25 protein-coding genes are annotated in these 20,429 nt (G+C 30.3%); 4 read left to right on the forward strand and 21 right to left on the reverse strand.

Translation table 11 applies throughout. The features are described from left to right. The first annotated feature begins 208 nt into the window (after nucleotides 1-208). A complete protein-coding gene (locus tag B2P65_RS03455) occupies nucleotides 209-1,555 on the forward strand; it encodes a Na+/H+ antiporter NhaC family protein (protein ID WP_346879599.1) in 1,347 nt (448 codons plus the stop codon). A gap of 152 nt (nucleotides 1,556-1,707) precedes the next feature. On the opposite strand, the gene B2P65_RS03460 is transcribed toward B2P65_RS03455, so the two are convergent. The 3 genes from B2P65_RS03460 to B2P65_RS03470 form a co-directional block, all read right to left on the reverse strand. Further along, the gene (locus B2P65_RS03460) at nucleotides 1,708-2,811 is read right to left on the reverse strand and encodes a hypothetical protein (RefSeq protein WP_346879600.1); all 1,104 of its coding nucleotides are present in this window, start codon (nucleotides 2,809-2,811) and stop codon (nucleotides 1,708-1,710) included. 147 nt (nucleotides 2,812-2,958) lie between these two features. After that, a complete protein-coding gene (locus B2P65_RS03465; RefSeq protein WP_346879601.1) occupies nucleotides 2,959-3,918 on the reverse strand; it encodes a ribonuclease Z in 960 nt (319 codons plus the stop codon). Between the two features lie 156 nt (nucleotides 3,919-4,074). Continuing rightward, a complete protein-coding gene (locus B2P65_RS03470) occupies nucleotides 4,075-4,383 on the reverse strand; it encodes a hypothetical protein (RefSeq protein ID WP_346849148.1) in 309 nt (102 codons plus the stop codon). Between the two features lie 196 nt (nucleotides 4,384-4,579). Between B2P65_RS03470 and B2P65_RS03475 the strand changes: the two genes are divergently transcribed. The 3 genes from B2P65_RS03475 to B2P65_RS03485 all read left to right on the forward strand — a co-directional run bounded on the left by B2P65_RS03475 (nucleotide 4,580) and on the right by B2P65_RS03485 (nucleotide 7,096). Further along, entirely contained in the window at nucleotides 4,580-5,608 is a 1,029-nt protein-coding gene (locus B2P65_RS03475) for a GntG family PLP-dependent aldolase (RefSeq protein WP_346878003.1), read from the forward strand. Nucleotides 5,609-5,831: 223 nt separating this feature from the next. Then, nucleotides 5,832-6,962, forward strand: a complete 1,131-nt coding sequence (locus B2P65_RS03480; RefSeq protein WP_346849150.1) for a sodium ion-translocating decarboxylase subunit beta — start codon at nucleotides 5,832-5,834, stop codon at nucleotides 6,960-6,962. Then, nucleotides 6,962-7,096, forward strand: coding sequence for an OadG-related small transporter subunit (locus tag B2P65_RS03485; RefSeq protein ID WP_341349072.1), 135 nt, complete (start codon nucleotides 6,962-6,964; stop codon nucleotides 7,094-7,096). The genes B2P65_RS03480 and B2P65_RS03485 overlap by 1 nt, the downstream gene beginning before the upstream one ends. A 57-nt stretch (nucleotides 7,097-7,153) precedes the next feature. Here the strand turns inward: B2P65_RS03485 and B2P65_RS03490 are convergent, their stop codons facing one another. The 18 genes from B2P65_RS03490 to B2P65_RS03575 form a co-directional block, all read right to left on the reverse strand. Continuing rightward, entirely contained in the window at nucleotides 7,154-8,449 is a 1,296-nt protein-coding gene (locus B2P65_RS03490) for a metallopeptidase TldD-related protein (RefSeq protein WP_346878269.1), read from the reverse strand. A gap of 1 nt (nucleotide 8,450) precedes the next feature. After that, entirely contained in the window at nucleotides 8,451-9,833 is a 1,383-nt protein-coding gene (locus B2P65_RS03495; protein WP_346847437.1) for a TldD/PmbA family protein, read from the reverse strand. A 76-nt stretch (nucleotides 9,834-9,909) separates the two neighbouring features. After that, nucleotides 9,910-10,665, reverse strand: coding sequence for a nucleoside phosphorylase (locus tag B2P65_RS03500; protein WP_346879602.1), 756 nt, complete (start codon nucleotides 10,663-10,665; stop codon nucleotides 9,910-9,912). Nucleotides 10,666-10,707: 42 nt separating this feature from the next. Beyond that, entirely contained in the window at nucleotides 10,708-11,217 is a 510-nt protein-coding gene (locus tag B2P65_RS03505; RefSeq protein ID WP_346847439.1) for a DNA topology modulation protein, read from the reverse strand. Between the two features lie 56 nt (nucleotides 11,218-11,273). Next, nucleotides 11,274-11,795, reverse strand: a complete 522-nt coding sequence (locus B2P65_RS03510; RefSeq protein WP_346847440.1) for a GNAT family protein — start codon at nucleotides 11,793-11,795, stop codon at nucleotides 11,274-11,276. A 24-nt stretch (nucleotides 11,796-11,819) separates the two neighbouring features. Continuing rightward, nucleotides 11,820-12,383: a GNAT family protein gene (locus tag B2P65_RS03515; RefSeq protein WP_346847441.1), complete on the reverse strand. Its 564-nt coding sequence runs from the start codon at nucleotides 12,381-12,383 to the stop codon at nucleotides 11,820-11,822. Nucleotides 12,384-12,524: 141 nt separating this feature from the next. Then, the gene (locus B2P65_RS03520) at nucleotides 12,525-13,286 is read right to left on the reverse strand and encodes a GNAT family N-acetyltransferase (RefSeq protein ID WP_346847442.1); all 762 of its coding nucleotides are present in this window, start codon (nucleotides 13,284-13,286) and stop codon (nucleotides 12,525-12,527) included. 39 nt (nucleotides 13,287-13,325) lie between these two features. Beyond that, on the reverse strand, nucleotides 13,326-13,898 hold the full coding sequence (locus B2P65_RS03525; protein WP_346879603.1) for a GNAT family N-acetyltransferase: 573 nt from the start codon (nucleotides 13,896-13,898) through the stop codon (nucleotides 13,326-13,328). An 80-nt stretch (nucleotides 13,899-13,978) separates the two neighbouring features. Next, complete coding sequence (locus B2P65_RS03530) at nucleotides 13,979-14,512, reverse strand: GNAT family N-acetyltransferase (RefSeq protein WP_346879604.1); 534 nt, start codon at nucleotides 14,510-14,512, stop codon at nucleotides 13,979-13,981. 153 nt (nucleotides 14,513-14,665) lie between these two features. Continuing rightward, the gene (locus B2P65_RS03535; protein WP_346847447.1) at nucleotides 14,666-15,205 is read right to left on the reverse strand and encodes a GNAT family protein; all 540 of its coding nucleotides are present in this window, start codon (nucleotides 15,203-15,205) and stop codon (nucleotides 14,666-14,668) included. Nucleotides 15,206-15,266: 61 nt separating this feature from the next. After that, a complete protein-coding gene (locus B2P65_RS03540) occupies nucleotides 15,267-15,503 on the reverse strand; it encodes a GNAT family protein (RefSeq protein WP_346879678.1) in 237 nt (78 codons plus the stop codon). Continuing rightward, the gene (locus tag B2P65_RS03545; RefSeq protein WP_346879605.1) at nucleotides 15,487-15,657 is read right to left on the reverse strand and encodes a hypothetical protein; all 171 of its coding nucleotides are present in this window, start codon (nucleotides 15,655-15,657) and stop codon (nucleotides 15,487-15,489) included. The genes B2P65_RS03540 and B2P65_RS03545 overlap by 17 nt, the downstream gene beginning before the upstream one ends. 77 nt (nucleotides 15,658-15,734) lie before the next feature. Beyond that, nucleotides 15,735-16,067, reverse strand: a complete 333-nt coding sequence (cutA, locus tag B2P65_RS03550) for a divalent cation tolerance protein CutA (protein WP_346879606.1) — start codon at nucleotides 16,065-16,067, stop codon at nucleotides 15,735-15,737. A gap of 168 nt (nucleotides 16,068-16,235) precedes the next feature. Beyond that, complete coding sequence (locus B2P65_RS03555; protein WP_346879607.1) at nucleotides 16,236-17,312, reverse strand: hypothetical protein; 1,077 nt, start codon at nucleotides 17,310-17,312, stop codon at nucleotides 16,236-16,238. Between the two features lie 47 nt (nucleotides 17,313-17,359). Continuing rightward, a complete protein-coding gene (locus B2P65_RS03560) occupies nucleotides 17,360-18,103 on the reverse strand; it encodes a S66 peptidase family protein (RefSeq protein WP_346847450.1) in 744 nt (247 codons plus the stop codon). A gap of 160 nt (nucleotides 18,104-18,263) precedes the next feature. Then, a complete protein-coding gene (locus B2P65_RS03565; RefSeq protein WP_346879608.1) occupies nucleotides 18,264-18,785 on the reverse strand; it encodes a GNAT family N-acetyltransferase in 522 nt (173 codons plus the stop codon). A gap of 30 nt (nucleotides 18,786-18,815) precedes the next feature. Beyond that, nucleotides 18,816-19,613, reverse strand: coding sequence for a class I SAM-dependent methyltransferase (locus tag B2P65_RS03570; protein ID WP_346879609.1), 798 nt, complete (start codon nucleotides 19,611-19,613; stop codon nucleotides 18,816-18,818). 227 nt (nucleotides 19,614-19,840) lie between these two features. Then, nucleotides 19,841-20,416: a GNAT family protein gene (locus tag B2P65_RS03575; RefSeq protein WP_346847453.1), complete on the reverse strand. Its 576-nt coding sequence runs from the start codon at nucleotides 20,414-20,416 to the stop codon at nucleotides 19,841-19,843. Nucleotides 20,417-20,429 lie beyond the last annotated feature (13 nt).

Consider the following 20,429-nt stretch of genomic DNA (forward strand, 5'->3'; position numbering starts at 1 on the left):
TCACTCCCTAAAATATTCTCTATATAATATACGTAAATATAACCAAATAATCCCACAAAATAAAAATAAATTCATTCCATATAACACCTTTTTCTGAATTTACTATATTTTTAAAATCAGTAGACTATAAATTTATCGCTTTCTATATTGTAAATTTATAATATTAAAGATAATATATAAGTGAAATTTATTTATATGGGGGATTTTTATGGACGTAATTTTAGGGCTAATCATTTCTACAATTATATTTATAACAGGAGTAATTATAAATATAGATACTGTTCTATCTTTATTCATGGTACTATGTATATTCTTTATTATAGCAATAAAAAGAGGCGTCTCCATTAGGGATGGATTTAGATATTTAATTGAAGGAGGCAAAGAATCCTTAGGGGTATTAAAGATATTTATTCTAATAGGAGCAATCGTTTCTCTTTGGATGATTTCTGGTACAGTTCCTTCAATTGTTTATTATGGAATTAATCTTATTCATCCAAGCTTCTTTGCTGTAAGCGCCTTTATTTTGTCAGCTTTTATATCCATGCTCCTTGGAACTTCTTTTGGTACCATTGGTACTGTAGGTATTTCTTTGATAGTAATGGCTAGAGCTGGTGGTGGTAATACCCTTATAATAGCTGGAGCAATTCTTTCTGGTGCCTATCTTGGAGATAGAGCATCACCTATGTCTTCCAGTGCAAATCTAGTTGCATCTATTACAAATACCAATCTCTACGATAATATTAAGAGAATGACTAAAACTTCTTTAATGCCCTTAATATTATCTCTAGGTTTATATTTAATTCTATCCTTATTCATGCCTGTAAATTATAGTAACTCAGATATATTATCTCAGCTAACCGAAACTTTTAATATAAATATAATAGCATTGCTTCCTGCATTAATTATAATTGTACTATCATTCTTTAAAATTGAAGTGAAAATTTCTATGTTTATCAGTATGACTGTTGCTGCTATTATATCCTTCATTTTTCAACATGCTACCTGTAGTGAAATTATTAAAACTGCCATCTTTGGTTTTCAATTACCTATTGATAACCCTCTTTACAGCATCATAAAGGGTGGAGGTATAATATCAATGATAAAGTTAGCCTTTATAGTATTTCTCTCTTCAGCACTTACCGGAATATTTCAAGGGGCTAATATGCTAGATTTTATAGAAGAATATTTAAATAAAATAAAAAGACCTGATACTTTATTTCTCACTACAATAATAACTAGTATCATTAGTTCCATGGTTGGCTGTACTCAAGTATTGGCAGTAATGCTTACAAAAATGACTATGAATGATACCTATATTAGATTAGGTTATGATAAAGAACACTTGGCACTTGATCTAGAAAATTCAGCTATTGTAATAGCTCCTTTAATACCTTGGAATGTAGCTGTATTAGTACCTTTAACCACTTTAGGTGTAGATGCAAGAGCTATTTTATTCTCTTTTTATTTAATTTTATTACCACTAATAAGCCTAATGTCTACATATTTAAAAAGTCATAAAGAATATAATTTTATGACATATAATATTGAAAAATAACTTAATGAAAAACTTATATAACATAATTTTTTTAACAAAACAATACCTATGGACTAGGCACACAACAGTGTTTTAGTCCATAGGTATTTATTATAATTATAATTATAATTAGTATTTATTATTCATAAATTCATCTTACATATTACTTGAATTTATTCAAATATTATCTTAGATTCTTCCATAATCTCAATTTCTATGCCTTTAGCTTTGGCTGCTTTTATAAGCTCTTCATTAACATTAAGTGGTGAATATAATGATATTTTCTTCAATGTAGGCATACTAAGCAATTTATCATAATTCTTAATAACCTTATCATGTAGTGTAATTTCTTTTAAATTAGTAAGGTTTTCTATACCCTCCAAATTGGGAATCCCTGTAACAGATAGTGAAAACTTCTCAACTTCTGGGAAATTTTTCAAACCTAAAAGGCTAGTAGGCTTCTTAGTCTGAATATCAAGTTTTTTTACATTTGGAAAATATGGCATCTCTTCTAAAGAACCTTTCTTAGGAAAAACAATTTCTAAGTCTTCTAATTTTCCAAAAGTATCAAGCTCTCCTAATTTATTTAGATATCCATACCAGATAGACATTCGTTTTAGATTTTTGCATTGCAAAAGAGGCCTATAATCCATAATAAAACCTTCATCATCTATAAAAAGTGTATTAAGGTAATTCATATGCTCAATACCATTTAAGCTCTTTACCTTGCTAACAGTACTAATCCAAATACTTTCTATTTCATCTAATTCACCTTGTTTTAAAGAAAGAAAGGCAGGCTTTTTTATTTCCTGTGAACGTTTTATTTCTGCCTCTAAATTTCCATCCTTTATTATTCGATTAGAATAAACATAGTAGTTTGTGGAAAATAACAATATACCTAGAACTATAACTAAAGCAATCTTTATTTTCTTTTTATCGGAATTCTCTTTAACTGCATAAAAAATAGTTAAAACTGATAATACTATAAAAATTATAATATAGTTAGGAATATAAATATAAAAAAATCTAAATATAAAATAATTTAATATTGGAAAAATCAATATCATATATTCCTTCCAATTCTTCCTATGAAACCCAATACCACATATCATAAGTATAATCCAAAACACTGGTGAATCATCATAAATATCATGAAATCCTGAAACAAATAATTGGAGAAATATAAATCCTATTAAAATACATATCCCTATTAAGTACTCCTTTTTATAATTTTTAGGTTTATCTTTAATTTTATCATTATTAATAATATTATCCATTTTAGACCTCCAGCAATAATTAAAACTACATTTACATCAATTTCAACTTACTCATATTTACAGTTTATCTTTAGTCAATATAACAGTATACCCTACATTTTACAATATATAGAGTTATAATGCTATAAATTTAATGAATAATTCATTTTAGTTCATATAAGTTAATGCCCTAACCATCCTATCTTCTCCTATGATACTATTTTCAAATATCTTTTTAGCATTATCTATAAACTGTGCTGGTTCTCCCATAATAGGACTAAAATGAGTTAATATAAGCTCTTTAACTCTCCCTTCCTTAGCTAGAGTGGCAGATTCTCTAAAAATCATATGCTTATTTTTGATAGCCTTGTCTATATCCTCATCCTTACCATAGGTGCCTTCACAGATAAACAAATCACTTTCTTCAATGAATTCCACCATTGAATCCATTGGTCTGCTATCAGTTATTAAACTAATCTTAACTCCTCTTCTCTCATCTCCTAATACCATATCTCCAGTATATGTTTTCCCTTCAAAAGTTACTTCTTCCTGCCTTTGTAGCTTACTCCATAGATTTTTAGGAATGTTATTTGCCATAGCCTTTTCTACATTAAACTTTCTTTCCCTTTTAAAATAAAAACTATATCCCTTGCAAGGTGATGAATGGTCTACATCTATAGCATTTAATATTATTTCACTACTATGAATTTTTCTATGCTCATTATTCTCTGCCACATATATCCCATCCTTTGATACATTAAGCTCTACCTTTGAAGGGGCTTCTATAATATTTACCTCATAGGGTAAATATTCTGCAACAACCCTTAGACCATTTACAACCCTAGTAATTCCCTCAGGACCAATTATAGTTAAAGGCTCAGTTCTACCACTATTACCTATAGTTGAAAGAAGCCCTGGAAGTCCTATGATATGGTCTCCATGGGTATGGGTAATACATATAATATCAATGGACTTAAACCCCCATGCCACCATCTTCATAGAAACCTGAGTCCCTTCACCACAATCTATAAGTATCTTTCTTCCTTTATAATTAATTAAAGTAGCTGAAAGGCTTCTTTCCGGCATTGGCATAGATCCTCCACAGCCTAATAAACATACATCTATCATTGTTTTCCTCCGTTATACCCATAATTTAAAATCTAGTTAACAACATTTTCAAAAACCTTTAACTTATTTCGCCCTAGGATTACTAGTATAAATTTTTTTAACAACACCACTATTATCTTTCTCTGGATCATAATTCTTTACTTTAAACCAATAGTATTATCCTTCTACTAATTCATTGTACTGTTCCTCTGTTAGCATTAATGTTTCTAAATTACTTTTATTATATCCACTTTCATACTTTAATAAAAACTTATCTTGTTCTTTTATTTTGTATCCATAAGCATTATTATACTTCTTATATATGGTTATAGATTCTTCATCATTTTCTCTTACAATCTTCACCATACCTATATAAGATATTGCCTCAATATTGCTCCCAATTATATATCTAACCCCTAATAACATTAATAAAAAACAGATACCTATAAGCAATAATTGTAATCGATCCTTTGTAGCAGATTTCATTTAAACTCAACCCCTTTTTAATATAACTCTGTATTAAAAATTTATAATTCATACTAATATTATATATGTTATATGAAAATAATTATATAATTTGAAATTTTTTCTATAATTCTCTCTTATCTGAAATATCATGAGATATTCTAGACTTTTAACCCCTCTCATAGTACAATTTAATTATGACGTAGGGGGGATATGTATGAAATTTATCGATTTAAGAAGTGACACCGTAACAGAACCGACGGAAGCTATGAGAAAGGCTATGTATGAAGCTACTGTAGGTGATGATGTATATGGAGATGATGAGACTACTGTAGAACTTGAAAAATATGCTGCAGAACTTGTAGGCAAAGAAGCTGCACTATTTGTTCCTAGTGGAACTTTTGGTAACCAACTTTCATTACTTACTCACTGTAGACAAGGGAATGAGGTTATTCTAGGAAATGACTGTCATATAGTTTGTCATGAAGTTGGAGCAGCATCAATTATTGCTGGAGTTCAACTTAGAACCTTAAATAGCAATATGGGTGAACTTTCACCTAGTGAAATAGAAGCAACCATAAGAAAAGAAGAAGATATCCATTATCCTGATACTGCCTTAATATGTCTTGAAAATTCTCATTCAAATGGAAGAGTTATTTCTCTAGAAAATATGGCTGAAATACGAAAAGTTGCTAATAAATATAATTTACCTATTCATTTAGATGGTGCAAGATTATTTAATGCTGCTGCTTATCTTGATGTAGATGTAAAGGAAATCACTAAAAATGTAGATACAGTAATGTTCTGCTTATCAAAAGGACTTTGTTCTCCTGTAGGATCTATTTTAGCAGGTAGCAAAGAATTTATTGATAGAGCTAGAAAATATAGAAAACTAATGGGTGGTGGCTTAAGACAATGTGGTGTAATAACTGCTGCTGGGCTTGTGGCATTAAAAGATATGAGAGAAAACCTAAAAGTAGATCATGAGAAAGCTGTATACTTATCTAAAGAACTAGCAAAACTTCCTGGATTTAAAGTAATGGAAGATAACCTACACATAAATATGGTATTCTTTGAGCTACCTACTTCTGTAAATTCTCAAGACTTAGTTCAACACCTTTTAGAAAGAGGCATAAAGGTTTGTGATATAGAAGATGGCTTAATGAGATTTGTTACTCACTACTGGATTAGTTATGAAAACATAGATTTTATTATAAAAACACTAAAAGATTACTTAACTACTTAATGATTATATTTTAACCTAAGGTTGTAGGTTAAGTGATTATTCTATTCACTTTTTACTACAACCTAGGTTATTTTTATGTTATATAAATACAATTATAGAAATTATGTATACGTTGTAGTAAAATTATGTTGTTGTAATAAATATATTGGGGAATACTATTTTATTATAATTACACTCACTAACTACAATGGCAAAATATTCAACTTATATGGGAGGATTAATCATGGAATTTCTACTGAAAGGCATAATGTCCGTCACCTGGCAACAACTAATAATGTGGGGTATAGGTGCAGGGCTAATATGGCTTGCAATTAAAAAAGGTTTTGAACCGGCACTTTTACTACCAATGGGGTTTGGTGCAATTCTTGTAAACTTACCGCTCTCTGGAGCTGTAACTCAACTTATTAATGGTCATGAAGAAATCGGAATAATAGACAATTTATTTAATATGGGTATAGCTAATGAGCTGTTTCCACTTATTTTATTCATAGGTATTGGAGCTATGATCGACTTTGGTCCATTGCTTACAAATCCGAAAATGCTTTTATTTGGCGCTGCAGCTCAGTTTGGTATATTCTTTACCATTTCTTTAGCGGCACTATTAGGATTTTCATTAAAAGATGCAGCTTCCATCGGAATTATAGGAGCTGCTGATGGACCTACTTCTATCTTTGTTGCAAACTATTTTAAAAGCAATTACATAGGACCCATAACCGTGGCCGCCTATTCTTATATGTCTTTAGTACCAATTATTCAACCAGCTGCTATCAAGCTAGTAACTACTAAAAAAGAGAGACAGATAAAAATGAAGTACAATCCTAAATCTGTTTCTAAAACTACAAAGATATTATTTCCAATAATAGTTACTGTTATTGCTGGTCTTATTGCACCAACCTCTGTAGCTTTAATAGGTTTCTTAATGTTTGGTAACCTAATTAGAGAATGTGGTGTTTTAGAAAGGTTATCCAGCACTGCACAAAATGAATTAGCTAACTTAGTAACCTTACTTTTAGGAATTACTATAGCTTCTAAGATGAAAGCTGAATTCTTTGTAACCTCTCAAACCTTTATGATTATAGGTCTTGGTCTAATTGCCTTCATATTTGACACTATTGGTGGAGTTTTATTTGCTAAATTTATAAATCTATTTGCAAAGGATAAAATTAATCCAATGGTTGGAGCAGCTGGAATATCTGCATTTCCTATGTCCGCTAGAGTAATCCAAAAAATGGGTCAAAAAGAAGATCCTCAAAACTTCTTATTAATGCATGCGGTTGCAGCTAACGTATCTGGACAAATAGGATCTGTTATAGCTGGTGGATTAGTTCTCTTCTTAATCGGAGGTGGCATGTAATGAATATAAATATAGAGGCATTCATGGAAAGTTTAATTGTAATGGGTAAAGGTATGGGCGGAATCTTTGTAGTAATGCTTATAATATTTTTAGCTATTAAAGGATTAGGCTCCATATTTAAAGGTGAAGAATAAACAATATATAGCAAAGCTCTATGACTAAAAGTCTTCAGTCATAGAGCTTTTATGATTTTAATTTCCTGAAATAGTTACACCTTTAATTTTCATCCAAGGAGTTACGGATTCTCCAGTATTTAAAGTTTCTATAGAGATTTCTTCTATATTATTAAACATATCCTTTAAATTTGAAGTTATCATAGTTTCAGTTATGGCATACTTAATTTCTCCATTTTCAACATAAAAACTATTTTTAGCTACTCCTGAAAAATCTCCATTTGATGCTGGCATATCTCCTGAAAATCTTCCTAGAATTATTCCTTTTTTAGTCGATTTTATTATATCTTCTATGGATTTATCTCCATTATCCACAACTATATTAAAGTCAGTTTTAGTAACTGGCTTTCCAATTTTCTTTGCAGCATATAATCCTATAATAAATGACTTTAATATCCCATTTTCTATGATACTTATATTTTCTGTTTTATAGCCATCTTTAGTTACAAAACTCTTATTAGCTATTTCATCATTTAGAGGCATGCATTTAACCGTAAAATTATGATTAGCAACCTTCTCATTTAATTTATCCTTTAAAATACTTGTACCACCAATTAGTGATCTATCTCCAAGAAAATTTATATTATAGTAATATAGCATTTCTACTACTAACTCTGGAGTTAAAATTATATCTCCAATAAATTTATCCTTTATTCTCTCGCAATTAAGTTGACTAACTATATCCTTAAATCTTTGTCTAACATCAGCATACTCCATAAAATCTAAAGGTAATTCATTAAATAAATAACTAAAACCTGTAAAAGATGTAGATTTTTCACCCTCCTTTGCCAAGAACCCTATGTCAACTCTATATATTCCTTCTACTATTTTAAAGTCTACACCATTAGAATTTAAAAAATTAGTTTCACTACTATTAAATTCTAAGGTAGTTCCATCCGAAAACTTAACCTGTGGAAACTCTTCCTTTAGTTTCTTTAAAAATACACTTGTAAATTCATACATCTTATCTAAGTCTGGCTCACTAGCTCCACTACTAAATTCCTCTTTAGGTTGCTCTTCTGCAATATCATTACACTGATCACTCTCTGCTGATTCACACATCTCCATTAACTCTTTAATTTTTGTATTTATTGCTTCTTCTTCTAGTTTATTTAAGGTTATAGTAGATTTTTTATCATCCTTTATAGCTACTAAATCTATGTTAGTATCAATAGTTGTTCTTAAAAGAGTTATATCTTCATTTCCAAAATTCAACTCATATTTTTTATTACTTTTAAGAATGCATTGAGACTTATCCGCCCCTTGCTTCACTATATTATCAATACAATATAAGGCTATTTCTCTATTTCCCATACTATTTTCCCCCTATATTTACACTACATTTTATTGCAGGTCCACCCATACCTACAGTTATAGGTTGTTTCTTTCCACACATTCCACTATTTGACCATGAAAGGTCATCAGATACCATAGTAACAGTCTTTAACATATCAAAGGCCACTCCTGATATAGTGGTATCCTTTATGGCTTTACCTAGCTTTCCATTCTTTATTTCATAGCCCATAGTTACTCCAAACATAAACTCACTAGTAGCATCAGCTTGACCATTACCAGGATTCATTAGATAGTATCCATCCTCTACAGAAGCAATCATTTCTTCAAGTTTATTCGTTCCTGGAAGGATACAAGTGTTTCGCATTCTTATTATAGGCTCATCTGAAAACTCATAGGCTCTTGCATTTCCCGTTGGTGCTACATTAAACATATTTGCACTTTCTTTATTATGCATATATCCCTTTAAAATGCCCTTATCTATTATAGTTACATCCTCTGCCTTAGTTCCTTCATCATCTATATATATAGGTACTAGACATGTATCACCAAATGCTGTATTAGCATAATCCACTAAAGTAATTAACGGACTAGCTACCTCTTTGCCCATATATTCATTTGCTATAGAGCCAGCTAGTACAACGTCTGCCTCTGTAGTGTGTCCAACTGCTTCATGGGCAAGGATACCAGCTAAATCTGTAGCCAATATACACTCTTTTAATCCACCACTTGCATATACTCCCTCAGCCTTTTCTCTTAGTCTTTCATAAGTCTTATCTATTTTTTCATATAGATCATCTGGTTTTAAAAACTTATCCTCAAATTGACCCAATCCACTTATAATTTCATATAATTCTACAGGTACACCATTATTATCATTAACCACTAATTCTATCATTATATTTGCTCTTGGTAAAAATGAATATAACTCAGCTCCTGAAGATGTAATAAGACTTTTTTCCATATTTAATTCATTAATTCTTATACTTCTGCTAACTAAATTACTATATTTTTTTATAATATAATTATCTATCTCTTTAGTAAATTCTATTAATTGTTTTTGAGTTAATCTTGCCTTCTTTGTAGCAAATGATTTTTCTATAGAATAGTTTGAAATTATTAACTCTCTATGCCTACTCACTGACTTAGAATTTAAAAATTCCCCATTTTGCCTTGCAATATTTAGTACTTGTCTAATACTTTCATCCTTAATATTAGAATTAGAAGCAAATCCCCATGCTCCATTTACATTTACTCTTGCAGAAATACCACTAGAATTTGTTCTAATATTCTGAATCAAACTGCCATTTGTCATCATTATACCTATGGATGAATTTTCTTGGCATCGCAGTTCTGTATACCCCTTTAGCAAATTAGAATATTTACTGAAATTTGATATAATCATAGACTTCCCCCCTAAAATGAGCATTTACACTCCCTTGTTATTATTATACATTACTTACATTTATTTTAAAATAATTTTATATATTACTTGCAATCTCAAAAGCTATCATCATATATCCTTCTCTTTTACTTAAATCAAGATTACCAAGAATTCTTTTTTCCCACTTTTCACTATCTAAGTTATCTGCTGAGTATAGAAATTGAAAAAACTCTACTCCTCTAAACTTGCACATAGCTGCTAGTGATGCACATTCCATATCCACAGCAATACATCCTTCAGCCTTTCTTTTTTGCATATTTCCTATGGTTTCTCTATAAATTGCATCAGTTGTCCAAATCTTTCCTTTAACATAGGGAATTTTTAAATCATTTAATATACTTGCCAATTTATCAGCCTTTTCAATAGTTACATAATCACTTGGTTTCATATAGTGATAACTTACCCCTTCATCTCTATATGCATCAGTTGGAACAATTAAATGTCCAGCTGTAATATTTTTATCTAATGAACCACAAGAGCCATATACTATAACCTTCTCTGCTCCCATAGCTATAATTTCTTCAAGGGTACCTGTTGCAAAGGAGCCTCCTACTGGAGTCATATAAAATCCTATATCCTTGCCCTTGTAATTCATCTTATAAATAATTACGTCACCATTTACTGACCTTGTAACCCCTACTTGAACTACACCTTCTAACTTTGAAAAAACATCCATTACTTTATGAGAAAAAGTAGCTATTATTACTTTAGGAAAACCCTCAATTCTCTCTACTACTTCCTTTGGATTTATTATAGCCTCCATGCACTCATCAAAACTATGAATTATACTCATTCTTTCATCTCCTTTACACTCTTATCAACTTTACTTACCATTCTAATTTTCTTTTAAATTCTTAAGAAGTTCATCTACTTCTCTTAGATTATTAAGTACTATTATCTTTTTGTCTTCATAGTTTTTAAGCTTTTCTAAAATCTTAGGTCTTTCATTTTTATTGAACTTCAATACCCATTTAACAAACTCTAAATCTAGCTTTTCTTCACATCCCTCTGTCATATCTGGCCTTTTCTTTCCTTTGAATATGAATCTTCTCTTTACAATTCTATAGGTGCAAAGTAGAGTTGACATATTAAGAAATATTATTGTATCTGCTGAGTTTAACCTGATATCCATAGTTGATCTATAGTTTCCATCTATAATCCATTGATCATTATCAGCTAATTCTCTTACTACACTCTCCCATTTATCCTTTGGTGTCTCTATCCAACCCGGATTCCAATACAAAGTATCTAGATGATATACAGGAAGATTTAATATGCTTCCTAACTTACGTGAAAATGTAGATTTACCTGAACCGCCACTTCCTATTACAGCAATCTTATTCATATTTATCAATATTCTCCTTATCCTTAATAATTTTTTACGTGATAAACACTATACTATCAAATGCTCTTATCTAAGGATAAATAAACCAATTCTTCATCTTCTCTAACCTTAGTCATTCCAACCTTATTTAATAAATTAATAGATGGCATATTATCTCTTAAGCATTCTGCCATAATTACCTTCACAGATTCTTGAGAAAATGCCCATTCTATCAAAGCATTAACGGCTTCATAGCCATACCCAAGCATTCTTTTGCTTTCAACTATGTTATAACCAATTTCAATTTCTCCAATATCATTTGGAGAACCTTTAAATCCACCATCTCCAATTATGGTATTGTCCGCCTTATCAATAAAAATCCAAGGTCCATATCCATCTGGAAGTTTCTTTTCTAGCTGAGCCTTAAATATTGGTAACGCAGGCATTATATCGGAACTTGGCCATTCTTCATTAAAATTTACACCTATATGATCATACGCATTTATATCATTTTTTAAGACTTCTGTTATAAATCTAAGTGACATTGTTCTAATAATTAATCTCTCAGTTTCAATTCCTATAACTTGGTTTAAAATCATAATTATCTCCTTCTGATGTATCTGTTACAATACTTCTTCTCTAATATCAATCCATTCTCTTTTCAATAAATCCATGTACATTACATCTGAAAACTTTCCTGTTCTACTATCAAAGAACCCTTCCCTTACAATTCCAATTTCTTTGAAGCCTAATGCTCTATATAAACTGTGAGCGCGTTTATTATCTATCATGCTAGTAAGTTCAATCTTATTTAAATTTAAAAATCTAAACATGAAATCTATGAAATGACTTAAAGCATCCTTTCCATAGCCCTTTCCTTGCTCTTCCTTCCAAATCTTTATTCCAAATTCACATTTTTGCTCCCTTTTATCCCAGCCACAATAACTCATCTCACCTATAGGAGTCATATCCTCCTTCTTGCAGATTATAAATCTTTTACTTGCAGCATATAACTGTGAATTTAAAACTTCCTTCTCTATACTATTTCTTATTGCAGTCTTACTCTCTAAAGTACCATAGGCTAAGGCAGCATGAGACATAAAACTTCCATCATTCCACCATTTATATAAATACTCCTCATCTCCTAGTTCAATTTGCCTTATAACTACACTTTTCCCCTCTATCATAAATACCTCCTTTAATATTTTATAAAATCAAAACCTAAAACTTCTATATGCTCATCCTTATCTAAGGTTTTATCATAATTTTTTCTAAGCTGTATCATGTTTAAGTGATCAAAACCACATTCCTTATACAATTTAATGGCACTAGCATTCCTTGGAATTACTTCTCGAATAAAGTTCCGCCCATGCTGGGAAAAAGCCTGAATTTATGGCAATATTCTGTGAGTGAAAATGAGATTCCACCGTTCCATAAAAAGGAACCTTTCCTCTCTTTAAAATTTCATTCTTTAAAAGTTTAACTAAGGTTGTTCCTATTCTCTTACCTCTATATTCTGGCAAAATATCAATACCTATTTGCCACATAGTTTTACTATCTGCACTTGCACCCGCCATACCAATTATTTCATCACCATCCCAAGCAGAGACTGCAAGCATATCTGGAATATTTTTATCAAATAAAAAAGCTTCTCCAAATCTCTTATCACCCTTAAACTTCAAAATTTCTTCTTGCTCGTACCATTTTATATCATAAATAGGTTTATCCATCTCTTGAACATCAGGATTTGGTAGATAATAATGGTGAGCATCTGCTATCTCATGTCCAACCTCCTGTAGCTTTTTATCAATAGCCCTAAGTTTAGGATATTCAAATAGCCATGCCGCACTTGCATTAATAAATTTTTCTTCAAGCCATGGCATCAATGTAGGAGTTGTACTAATAATTGCTTTGTTTCCAAAACATAGTATTTTAAGAGCACATCCATCAGTATCATAAATTCTTCTACCTTCAACAAGTTTATTCTCAACTATTGTATTTACTTCTTTTTCAAAATCAGATACCTCACAGTTATAATCCAGAGCTAACTGAGCCTTAGCAATTTCTATAATTTCATTTTTTGTATACATATCAATATTCTCCTTTATATTCATAGAACTTTCTCTATTTTAACTTCTACTTTCACTATTCCATTCATCTTTTAATATGGCATATATCGCTAAATCATAAAAGCCTCTTTTCTCACTGAAACTAGCTTGTCTTAATGTTCCTTCATACTTCATTCCACTTTTATTCATTACCTTTCCTGATGCACCATTTTTAGTATCATGAAGTGCTACTATTCTATTAAATCTAATTTCAGAAAATAAATAATCAATCACAGCCTTCAATGCTTCAGTCATTATGCCCATATTCCAATATTTTCTTGACATACAATATCCTACTTCACAGGAATAATGTTTTTCATTTATTCTCACCAAAGAAATTTCACCTATAACTTCTCCAATATCTTTTAACACAATAGCCCAATTATAGTTATCATCATTTGCATATTCCAAAGTCCACTGTTTTATAATTTCTTTAGTTTCTTCTACATTATCATGGGGCTTCCAAGATAAAAATTTTGTTACTTCACTATCTGTTGCCCAGTTTTTAAACATGTCATTGGAATCTTCAACTTCAAGCTTTCTCAGTAAAAGCCTATCTGTATTTATTGTTTGTGTCCCCTTATGTGTCAACATATAAATTTCCCCTTTTTAATTTAAGTTCCTTTACTTTCCTTTAGTATTGTTTTACTACCATAATATATAAAATATAATTATTATGAATGATTATTAAACAATTTATAATAATTAAACTTACACATTTCACCATCATATAGTACTACTCTGTCGTCAACATAATTAAATCCAAGTTTATTAATCACAGTTTTAGATGAAGTGTTCTCTGGCTTTACGATTGCAGTTAAAGACTTTAATTCAGTATTTTCAAAAACCCACTGAATTAGCGCTTTAGCTGCTTCTGTTGCATATCCATTCCCTTGGTAGCTATCAGAAATACCATATAAAATCTCAACTTCATTATCTATTTCAGCTTTTGCATGAACTCCCACAACACCAATACATTTATGCTCCACTTTATATTCAATTGCCAATATTATAAAAGGCTCATTTATATTAAACTTTTCATTTAGCCAATTTATCCAAGAAAGTGCTTCTGACTCATTATGCAAAACCATATCAGACAGCCAGTAAGACACATTGGGTTGTTGACTATAATATACTGCATCCTTTGCATCGTATGGTAAAAATGGTCTTATAATTAGATTTTCTGTTTCTATACTAATATTTATCATTTTAAAATCTTCTTTCTTTATTGTAATTCTCATCATTATCTTTAGTTAAACTTGTACAATAAGTGAATAAGCTTAACTAAAATTTATCTATTTTATTTTTGTACTACTACATCTTTATAATTCGTCAAATAAGAATTTTGTTTATTTATATGATTAACACTTAAAGTCATTCCAATTTACTGGGGTAGTTTTTCCATTTTGCCAATCTTCTCTTGTAATACCATAACCAATTGCATCATATAGTTTTCCATTTTTACTTCCCCATGCCTTTCGATGATGTGCCTCTTTAACAAAACCACACTTATGGAATACACATCTCATTGCATAATTATCCTGCCTTGTATTTCCCTCTATCCTTTCCTTATCTGAGTAATTATTAAATATATAATCAACAAGCCAGTTCACAGTAATTGTCCCGATTCCCATACCTTTGTACTTGCTCAAAAGTTTTATGTCAAACAACGGGCTATCATCTTGTAAATCATAAATTCTTATCATTCCCACTTTTATACCCTCATCTAGAATAACCCAAAACGTTTTGCAGTCATCCCCAGTATAATAATGTTTTTCATAGCTCTCTCTAATTCTTTCAGGATTTTGGTTCGGTGTTCCATAAAATTCCCAAGTATCTGATGTTAAAAATCCTACAAGAGTATCAATTTCATCTTTAAATTCTTCAAAGCATATTTTCATGATTTTATTTTCTCCTTTAAATTTATTACAATTGAATCTTTTCTTTTAATCTCTCCTTTGGTTATTCTTCATTTATTTTTGCATAGAGCAAATTATCATAATAGTTATTCTCAAACTTCATAACCTTTTTTAATAAGCCTTCTTTTTTAAAATTATTCTTTATAGCAACTCTTTCACTTGCTTTATTTCGTGGATCCATACGAATTTCCAGTCTTATTAATTTCAAATTATTAAAAGCAATATTTTCTAACATCTTTACAACTTCAGTTGCAATGCCCCTATTAAAAAAAAATTCTATCTATAAAATAACCTATTTCTCCTACGTGAGGACTATCTTGAAATATTTTTATATTACATCCACCAATCACAGCATCTTCATAAATAATTGAATAATTATACTCAAGATTATTTTCTCTTTTATACTCTCGTCTCTTAATCCATTCTCTCTCCAATTCAATACTTCCAGGAATTGTTGAATAATAAAATTCCTCCTATAACCTTTGTCCATCTAATTCAAATGAATTATTTTTTATTCAAATAATTCATTTATAATTGGAATAATATTAATTAGTGGTTCTTCATATGGATGAATTTTTTTAATAACTTTAATAGCATTCCTAACATATTCTTTTTTACATCTTATCTCAATCTTACATTCCTGACCCTCGCATACTTTACCTACTTCACCAATAAAAGGATTTGAACCTTCTAAAGGTCTCCAATATCCTCTAACATTTGTTATCGAGATAACATTATCATAGTTTCCAATTTTGCAAACATTCACTTTATTAAGTTCATCTCTTAATTCTATTACATATTCTTCTGGAACATATATTTCGATTTTTACTTCTTTAAATTCCATAAACATAATACCTCTTCTATTCTTGCTATTTTATTAATTTAATTCTTAGATAATCAAATTATATAGATTCCAATGCTTCATTGTTCCACTCATTCTTTAATATTGAATATACAGCTAGGTAATATTATTAGTATCATGAACTGCTACTATTCTAATAAAAATCATTGATTACCCTAAATACATTTTTTCAAATTCATCCAAATTTTTGTAATATTCAATCTCCATACCAAGTGTTTCATAGTTCTTTTTATATTCTTCCATTGAATTATCAAATTCTTTTGCTGATAAAGCTAAGTTGTCTGGAGTGATATTCTTCATTAGGTTTGTTCTAGCAATATCGTATTTACTATACATTTCGTCATAGAATTGTTGGCAACTGGCAGCTGTCATCAATGATAAATAGGTATCACCCTTTTCAGCAGCATGATACATTTTATTCTTCCAATTAGAATAAATTTCTTCATATGTGCCAATAATGTCAGCTTGGGAGATTACCTTTTTTGAAATAACTTTATCCTTCATTTCCTTTGCAAAATCTTTTAGTGATTTCATTAACATTGTTGATGATTCTTTAACCTCTTGAATACTTGTCGCTTTGATTAAATTCCAATATAATTCATTAAAACCTATGGGAAGATATTTCATTGTAGAAATTTCTTCTGGGACTCTTTTAACACCTCTTTTTACATATGACTTATTATACATATAAATAGCAAACTCAATATAATATAAAATACTTGCTGCCTCATATCTACATTCACCGTATTTATTACTCAGCATTACATTTCCATATCCTTTCATTGCTTCATTGACAAAATTTTCAGCCTTCTCAATATTTTCTATTGAATACTCTTCATTTAGTTTATTTATAACAACTGATCTTAATTTCATATATTTCTGCATGTACTTCTCATCATTACAGTAAACAATATCTAACTCTATTAGTTTTGTAATATAGGGATCATTATATTTTGACATTTCCTCGAGTCTATTCCATGGAGTACAATATATATCAAAAGCTACATCCTCAATGATAAAGCACGATGCAACTTTCCAACCACTATCATCATTAATAACGATACATAAATCTAAGTCGGATTTTTCATAGATATCACCAGAATGGAACGAACCGGCAATTCCTATTAATGCAATGGAGCCTGGACATACATTTTCTGCCTTTTTGATTATAGCTTCAATTATTCTATGGTTTCTTTCCTGCAATTTCTTTTTTATATATGTTTCCATAAATTCTCCCTCCAGTAATTAGTAAACATTGTTAAATTCGCAATACCCTATAATCCCCATTCCTCAATAATACTTACTTTCTTGTTTGTAGCATCAAGTTCAATCTCACATCCTATTGGTAGAGTCATCATTGGATGTGTATGACAGCAATCGAAATCTGCAATGAATGGTAATTTTTTATTGCCTAACACTTCTAACAATATTTCATATGGTTTTTTACCTGTCTTTAAGTCGTCAAACAACTCATGTTTTCCAAGTATTATTCCTGAAACTCTATTAAAGACACCATTTACTTTTAAAAAAGAAAAACTTCTTTCTATTGTTGCAGCATCTTTTAAAGAATCTTCTATAAAAAGTATATCTCCATCCTTTATTTCAGGCATGTATTTGCTCCCCCATATACCTTGCATTGTATTCAGATTTCCACCTATTATTCTACCTCTAGCAACCCCTTCATAGATCGTAATCCATTTATTTTCTCTCTCTTCTTTGCCTCTATCTTGTGTTTCCCAATTAACATATTCATCTGTCCAATATTGTGGAATTTCAAAAACATAAGGAATTTTTATTTCATCCATCGTAATTTCTTTTAAATATTTAAAAGTGGCATCAACAAAGGGTGGTAATTCCCCAAATGAAGCTACCAATGCAGGTCCATAATAAGTACTTATTCCTGTTTGTTCATAAATAGCCAGTAGAATTGCTGTAACATCAGAATAACCTATTATTATTTTAGGATTCTTTTTAAATGCTTCATAATCTATATAAGGAAGGAGTGAATTTGAGTTCATTCCTCCAGTCGAATAATAACTTCATTCCTTTAATTCTTGTAGACTTTATCTTTCATATTATTTATATCACTATAGTTCATATATCATATACCAATTAAATAGATATCTTAAATAATATACTTTTCCATAGCTATCTGTGGTAAAAAGAAATCCTTTCCAATTAAAGTTCTATCCAATATCTTAATACCTCTTTACCTGGTTCCTTTGAAATTACAGTGTTTTCTAACCTTCCACCATTGTACTCAATTATCTTTTTAGAACCAATATTATCAAAGTCACATGTTACTAAAACTGTTCTATGTCCTAGCACCCTTGCTTTTTCCAATATTAAATTTAATATTAACTTTCCATATCCCTTTCTTCTATACCTTGGTGATATATCATAACCAATATGTCCACCTTCTTCATAGTTTGTCTCATTAAGCTCATATCTTAATCTAACAGTTCCTAAAATATCCTTGTTTTCATTTAAAAGCCACCATTCTGATGATGCAACGTGTCCCACTTCTAGATTAACTCCCTTTTCCCTATTCTTAAGATAATCTAAATAACTTTTAAAATCATAATTTGCTCTAGAATACCTTCTCTCAATCACATCTTCGTCATTTTTATTATAGTCATTAAACATTTCAATAAATTTTTCCTCAAGACAGAGTTCTGGCTGTACCAAATCAATCATCATTTACACCTCAATTCACAATGAATTTAATATTTACTTCTCCGCTACAAATAAAAGGTGGTTACTTGTACCTAAAAACTCAGGCTTTTCACAGCAATAATAATGATAGTTAAGCCACTTACTATAACTTTCCTCATCCATATTATTTATTTTATCTGCCAAGAGTTCACTTAATCCATCTGTAGCAACCTCTGACGTAATTTTTAAGTCAGATTCTCTTAATAGCTTTCTACACTGGTCTACTGTATGGAAAACAAAAGGAAAGTCTACAACTTTAAAGGTGTCATGATTATAGTTATTTCCCTTTAAAAAATCTTCTTCATAGAGCATAGTTTCCGTAGTAATAACCATGTCATTAGATATAAATGCAAAGAACATCTTTCCATCCTTCTTACAAACTCTTTTTACTTCTGCTATGCACTTCATCCTATCTTGAATTTTTGACAAATGATATAAGGGACCAAAGCATAATACAATATCATAAGTTTTATCTTTAATCATAGATATATCCATTGCATTACCTTGAAATACTTCCATGGACATTTGAGAATCAACTTTTCCCTTTATTTGCATAACATGTTTTTCAACTAGCTCAATGGCAGTTACATCAAATCCCCGTTTTGCAAAGTACAAGCTATATTCTCCTGTTCCAGCTCCTAAATCTAGTATTTTCATACCTGGTCTAAGATTTTTTTCAATCTGCCTTACCATTGTTAAAAACTCCACTTGCCTTGCCTTTGTAGATAATCTTGAACCTTCATCAAAAATATCATAAAGAGCTGAAACTCTATCCGCTTCCTGTTCTATCTTTGAAATATCCTCTATCTTCATCTAAATACCACCTTACTTAAAATTATGGGTCTGCCCCTCTTTGTCCTAATTTTCTATAGTTCTAGTTCCATTACCTCATTCTTAATTGAAAAGTCTTCCTCTTCCTATTCACGTTGCCATCTCATTCTGCGAGAACTTCCAAATCCTCTTCTCCATCTAATCTACATATCATCTTTCCTTAAACCCTTACACACTTTAAAAAAGTTTCATTTATCTATTCTTAACTATTATTGATTATATTTCCAATTTTTATTAATAATATAGTATATTTCATTGTCTCTCCACTCATTATCTTCCAGAATAAACTTTTCTCTAATTCCTTCAAAATGAAAACCGGCTGATAAAATTACTTTTTTAGAAACTATATTATCAAGATTTATATGAGCCTCTAATCTGTGAAAATTCAAGTCTTCAAATCCTATATTAACTAGTGCTTTTATACTCTCCTTTCCATAACCTTTATTCCAAAACTGATTATGTATTGTATAACCAACCCTTGCATATTGGAAGTCTTCACGCACATGAGTTGTAATATCACAATAACCAATTGAAGCTCCATCCTCTTTACGAAAAATATTCAACATATAGGTGGAATCATTTTTGCCTAGTTCCTCTCGTTCATTTAATTTCTTAGCATACCATTCCTCAGTGATAAAAGATGTATCAAACCATCCCTCATCATAAGGAGATTGAGATTCATTCTGTTCTTTGAACCCCCTTAGCCATACTTTATAATCTTCTAATTTTAGTGCCCTTATTTCAAGCCTTTCAGTTCTTTCTAAAATATCATTATAGATTACCATTATTTTATCCCAC

This window comes from Clostridium sp. UBA3061, from assembly GCF_002367465.1.
GTDB classification, from domain to species: Bacteria; Bacillota; Clostridia; order Clostridiales; family Clostridiaceae; genus Clostridium_J; species Clostridium_J sulfidigenes.

Excerpts from the sequence above, each read along its gene's own strand:
- B2P65_RS03455 (WP_346879599.1), top strand. The coding sequence starts at position 209 with ATGGACGTAATTTTAGGGCTAATCATTTCTACAATTATATTTATAACA.
- B2P65_RS03460 (WP_346879600.1), bottom strand. The coding sequence starts at position 2,811 with ATGGATAATATTATTAATAATGATAAAATTAAAGATAAACCTAAAAAT.
- B2P65_RS03465 (WP_346879601.1), bottom strand. The coding sequence starts at position 3,918 with ATGATAGATGTATGTTTATTAGGCTGTGGAGGATCTATGCCAATGCCG.
- B2P65_RS03470 (WP_346849148.1), bottom strand. The coding sequence starts at position 4,383 with ATGAAATCTGCTACAAAGGATCGATTACAATTATTGCTTATAGGTATC.
- B2P65_RS03475 (WP_346878003.1), top strand. The coding sequence starts at position 4,580 with ATGAAATTTATCGATTTAAGAAGTGACACCGTAACAGAACCGACGGAA.
- B2P65_RS03480 (WP_346849150.1), top strand. The coding sequence starts at position 5,832 with ATGGAATTTCTACTGAAAGGCATAATGTCCGTCACCTGGCAACAACTA.
- B2P65_RS03485 (WP_341349072.1), top strand. The coding sequence starts at position 6,962 with ATGAATATAAATATAGAGGCATTCATGGAAAGTTTAATTGTAATGGGT.
- B2P65_RS03490 (WP_346878269.1), bottom strand. The coding sequence starts at position 8,449 with ATGGGAAATAGAGAAATAGCCTTATATTGTATTGATAATATAGTGAAG.
- B2P65_RS03495 (WP_346847437.1), bottom strand. The coding sequence starts at position 9,833 with ATGATTATATCAAATTTCAGTAAATATTCTAATTTGCTAAAGGGGTAT.
- B2P65_RS03500 (WP_346879602.1), bottom strand. The coding sequence starts at position 10,665 with ATGAGTATAATTCATAGTTTTGATGAGTGCATGGAGGCTATAATAAAT.
- B2P65_RS03505 (WP_346847439.1), bottom strand. The coding sequence starts at position 11,217 with ATGAATAAGATTGCTGTAATAGGAAGTGGCGGTTCAGGTAAATCTACA.
- B2P65_RS03510 (WP_346847440.1), bottom strand. The coding sequence starts at position 11,795 with ATGATTTTAAACCAAGTTATAGGAATTGAAACTGAGAGATTAATTATT.
- B2P65_RS03515 (WP_346847441.1), bottom strand. The coding sequence starts at position 12,383 with ATGATAGAGGGGAAAAGTGTAGTTATAAGGCAAATTGAACTAGGAGAT.
- B2P65_RS03520 (WP_346847442.1), bottom strand. The coding sequence starts at position 13,286 with ATGTATACAAAAAATGAAATTATAGAAATTGCTAAGGCTCAGTTAGCT.
- B2P65_RS03525 (WP_346879603.1), bottom strand. The coding sequence starts at position 13,898 with ATGTTGACACATAAGGGGACACAAACAATAAATACAGATAGGCTTTTA.
- B2P65_RS03530 (WP_346879604.1), bottom strand. The coding sequence starts at position 14,512 with ATGATAAATATTAGTATAGAAACAGAAAATCTAATTATAAGACCATTT.
- B2P65_RS03535 (WP_346847447.1), bottom strand. The coding sequence starts at position 15,205 with ATGAAAATATGCTTTGAAGAATTTAAAGATGAAATTGATACTCTTGTA.
- cutA (WP_346879606.1), bottom strand. The coding sequence starts at position 16,067 with ATGGAATTTAAAGAAGTAAAAATCGAAATATATGTTCCAGAAGAATAT.
- B2P65_RS03555 (WP_346879607.1), bottom strand. The coding sequence starts at position 17,312 with ATGGAAACATATATAAAAAAGAAATTGCAGGAAAGAAACCATAGAATA.
- B2P65_RS03560 (WP_346847450.1), bottom strand. The coding sequence starts at position 18,103 with ATGAACTCAAATTCACTCCTTCCTTATATAGATTATGAAGCATTTAAA.
- B2P65_RS03565 (WP_346879608.1), bottom strand. The coding sequence starts at position 18,785 with ATGATGATTGATTTGGTACAGCCAGAACTCTGTCTTGAGGAAAAATTT.
- B2P65_RS03570 (WP_346879609.1), bottom strand. The coding sequence starts at position 19,613 with ATGAAGATAGAGGATATTTCAAAGATAGAACAGGAAGCGGATAGAGTT.
- B2P65_RS03575 (WP_346847453.1), bottom strand. The coding sequence starts at position 20,416 with ATGGTAATCTATAATGATATTTTAGAAAGAACTGAAAGGCTTGAAATA.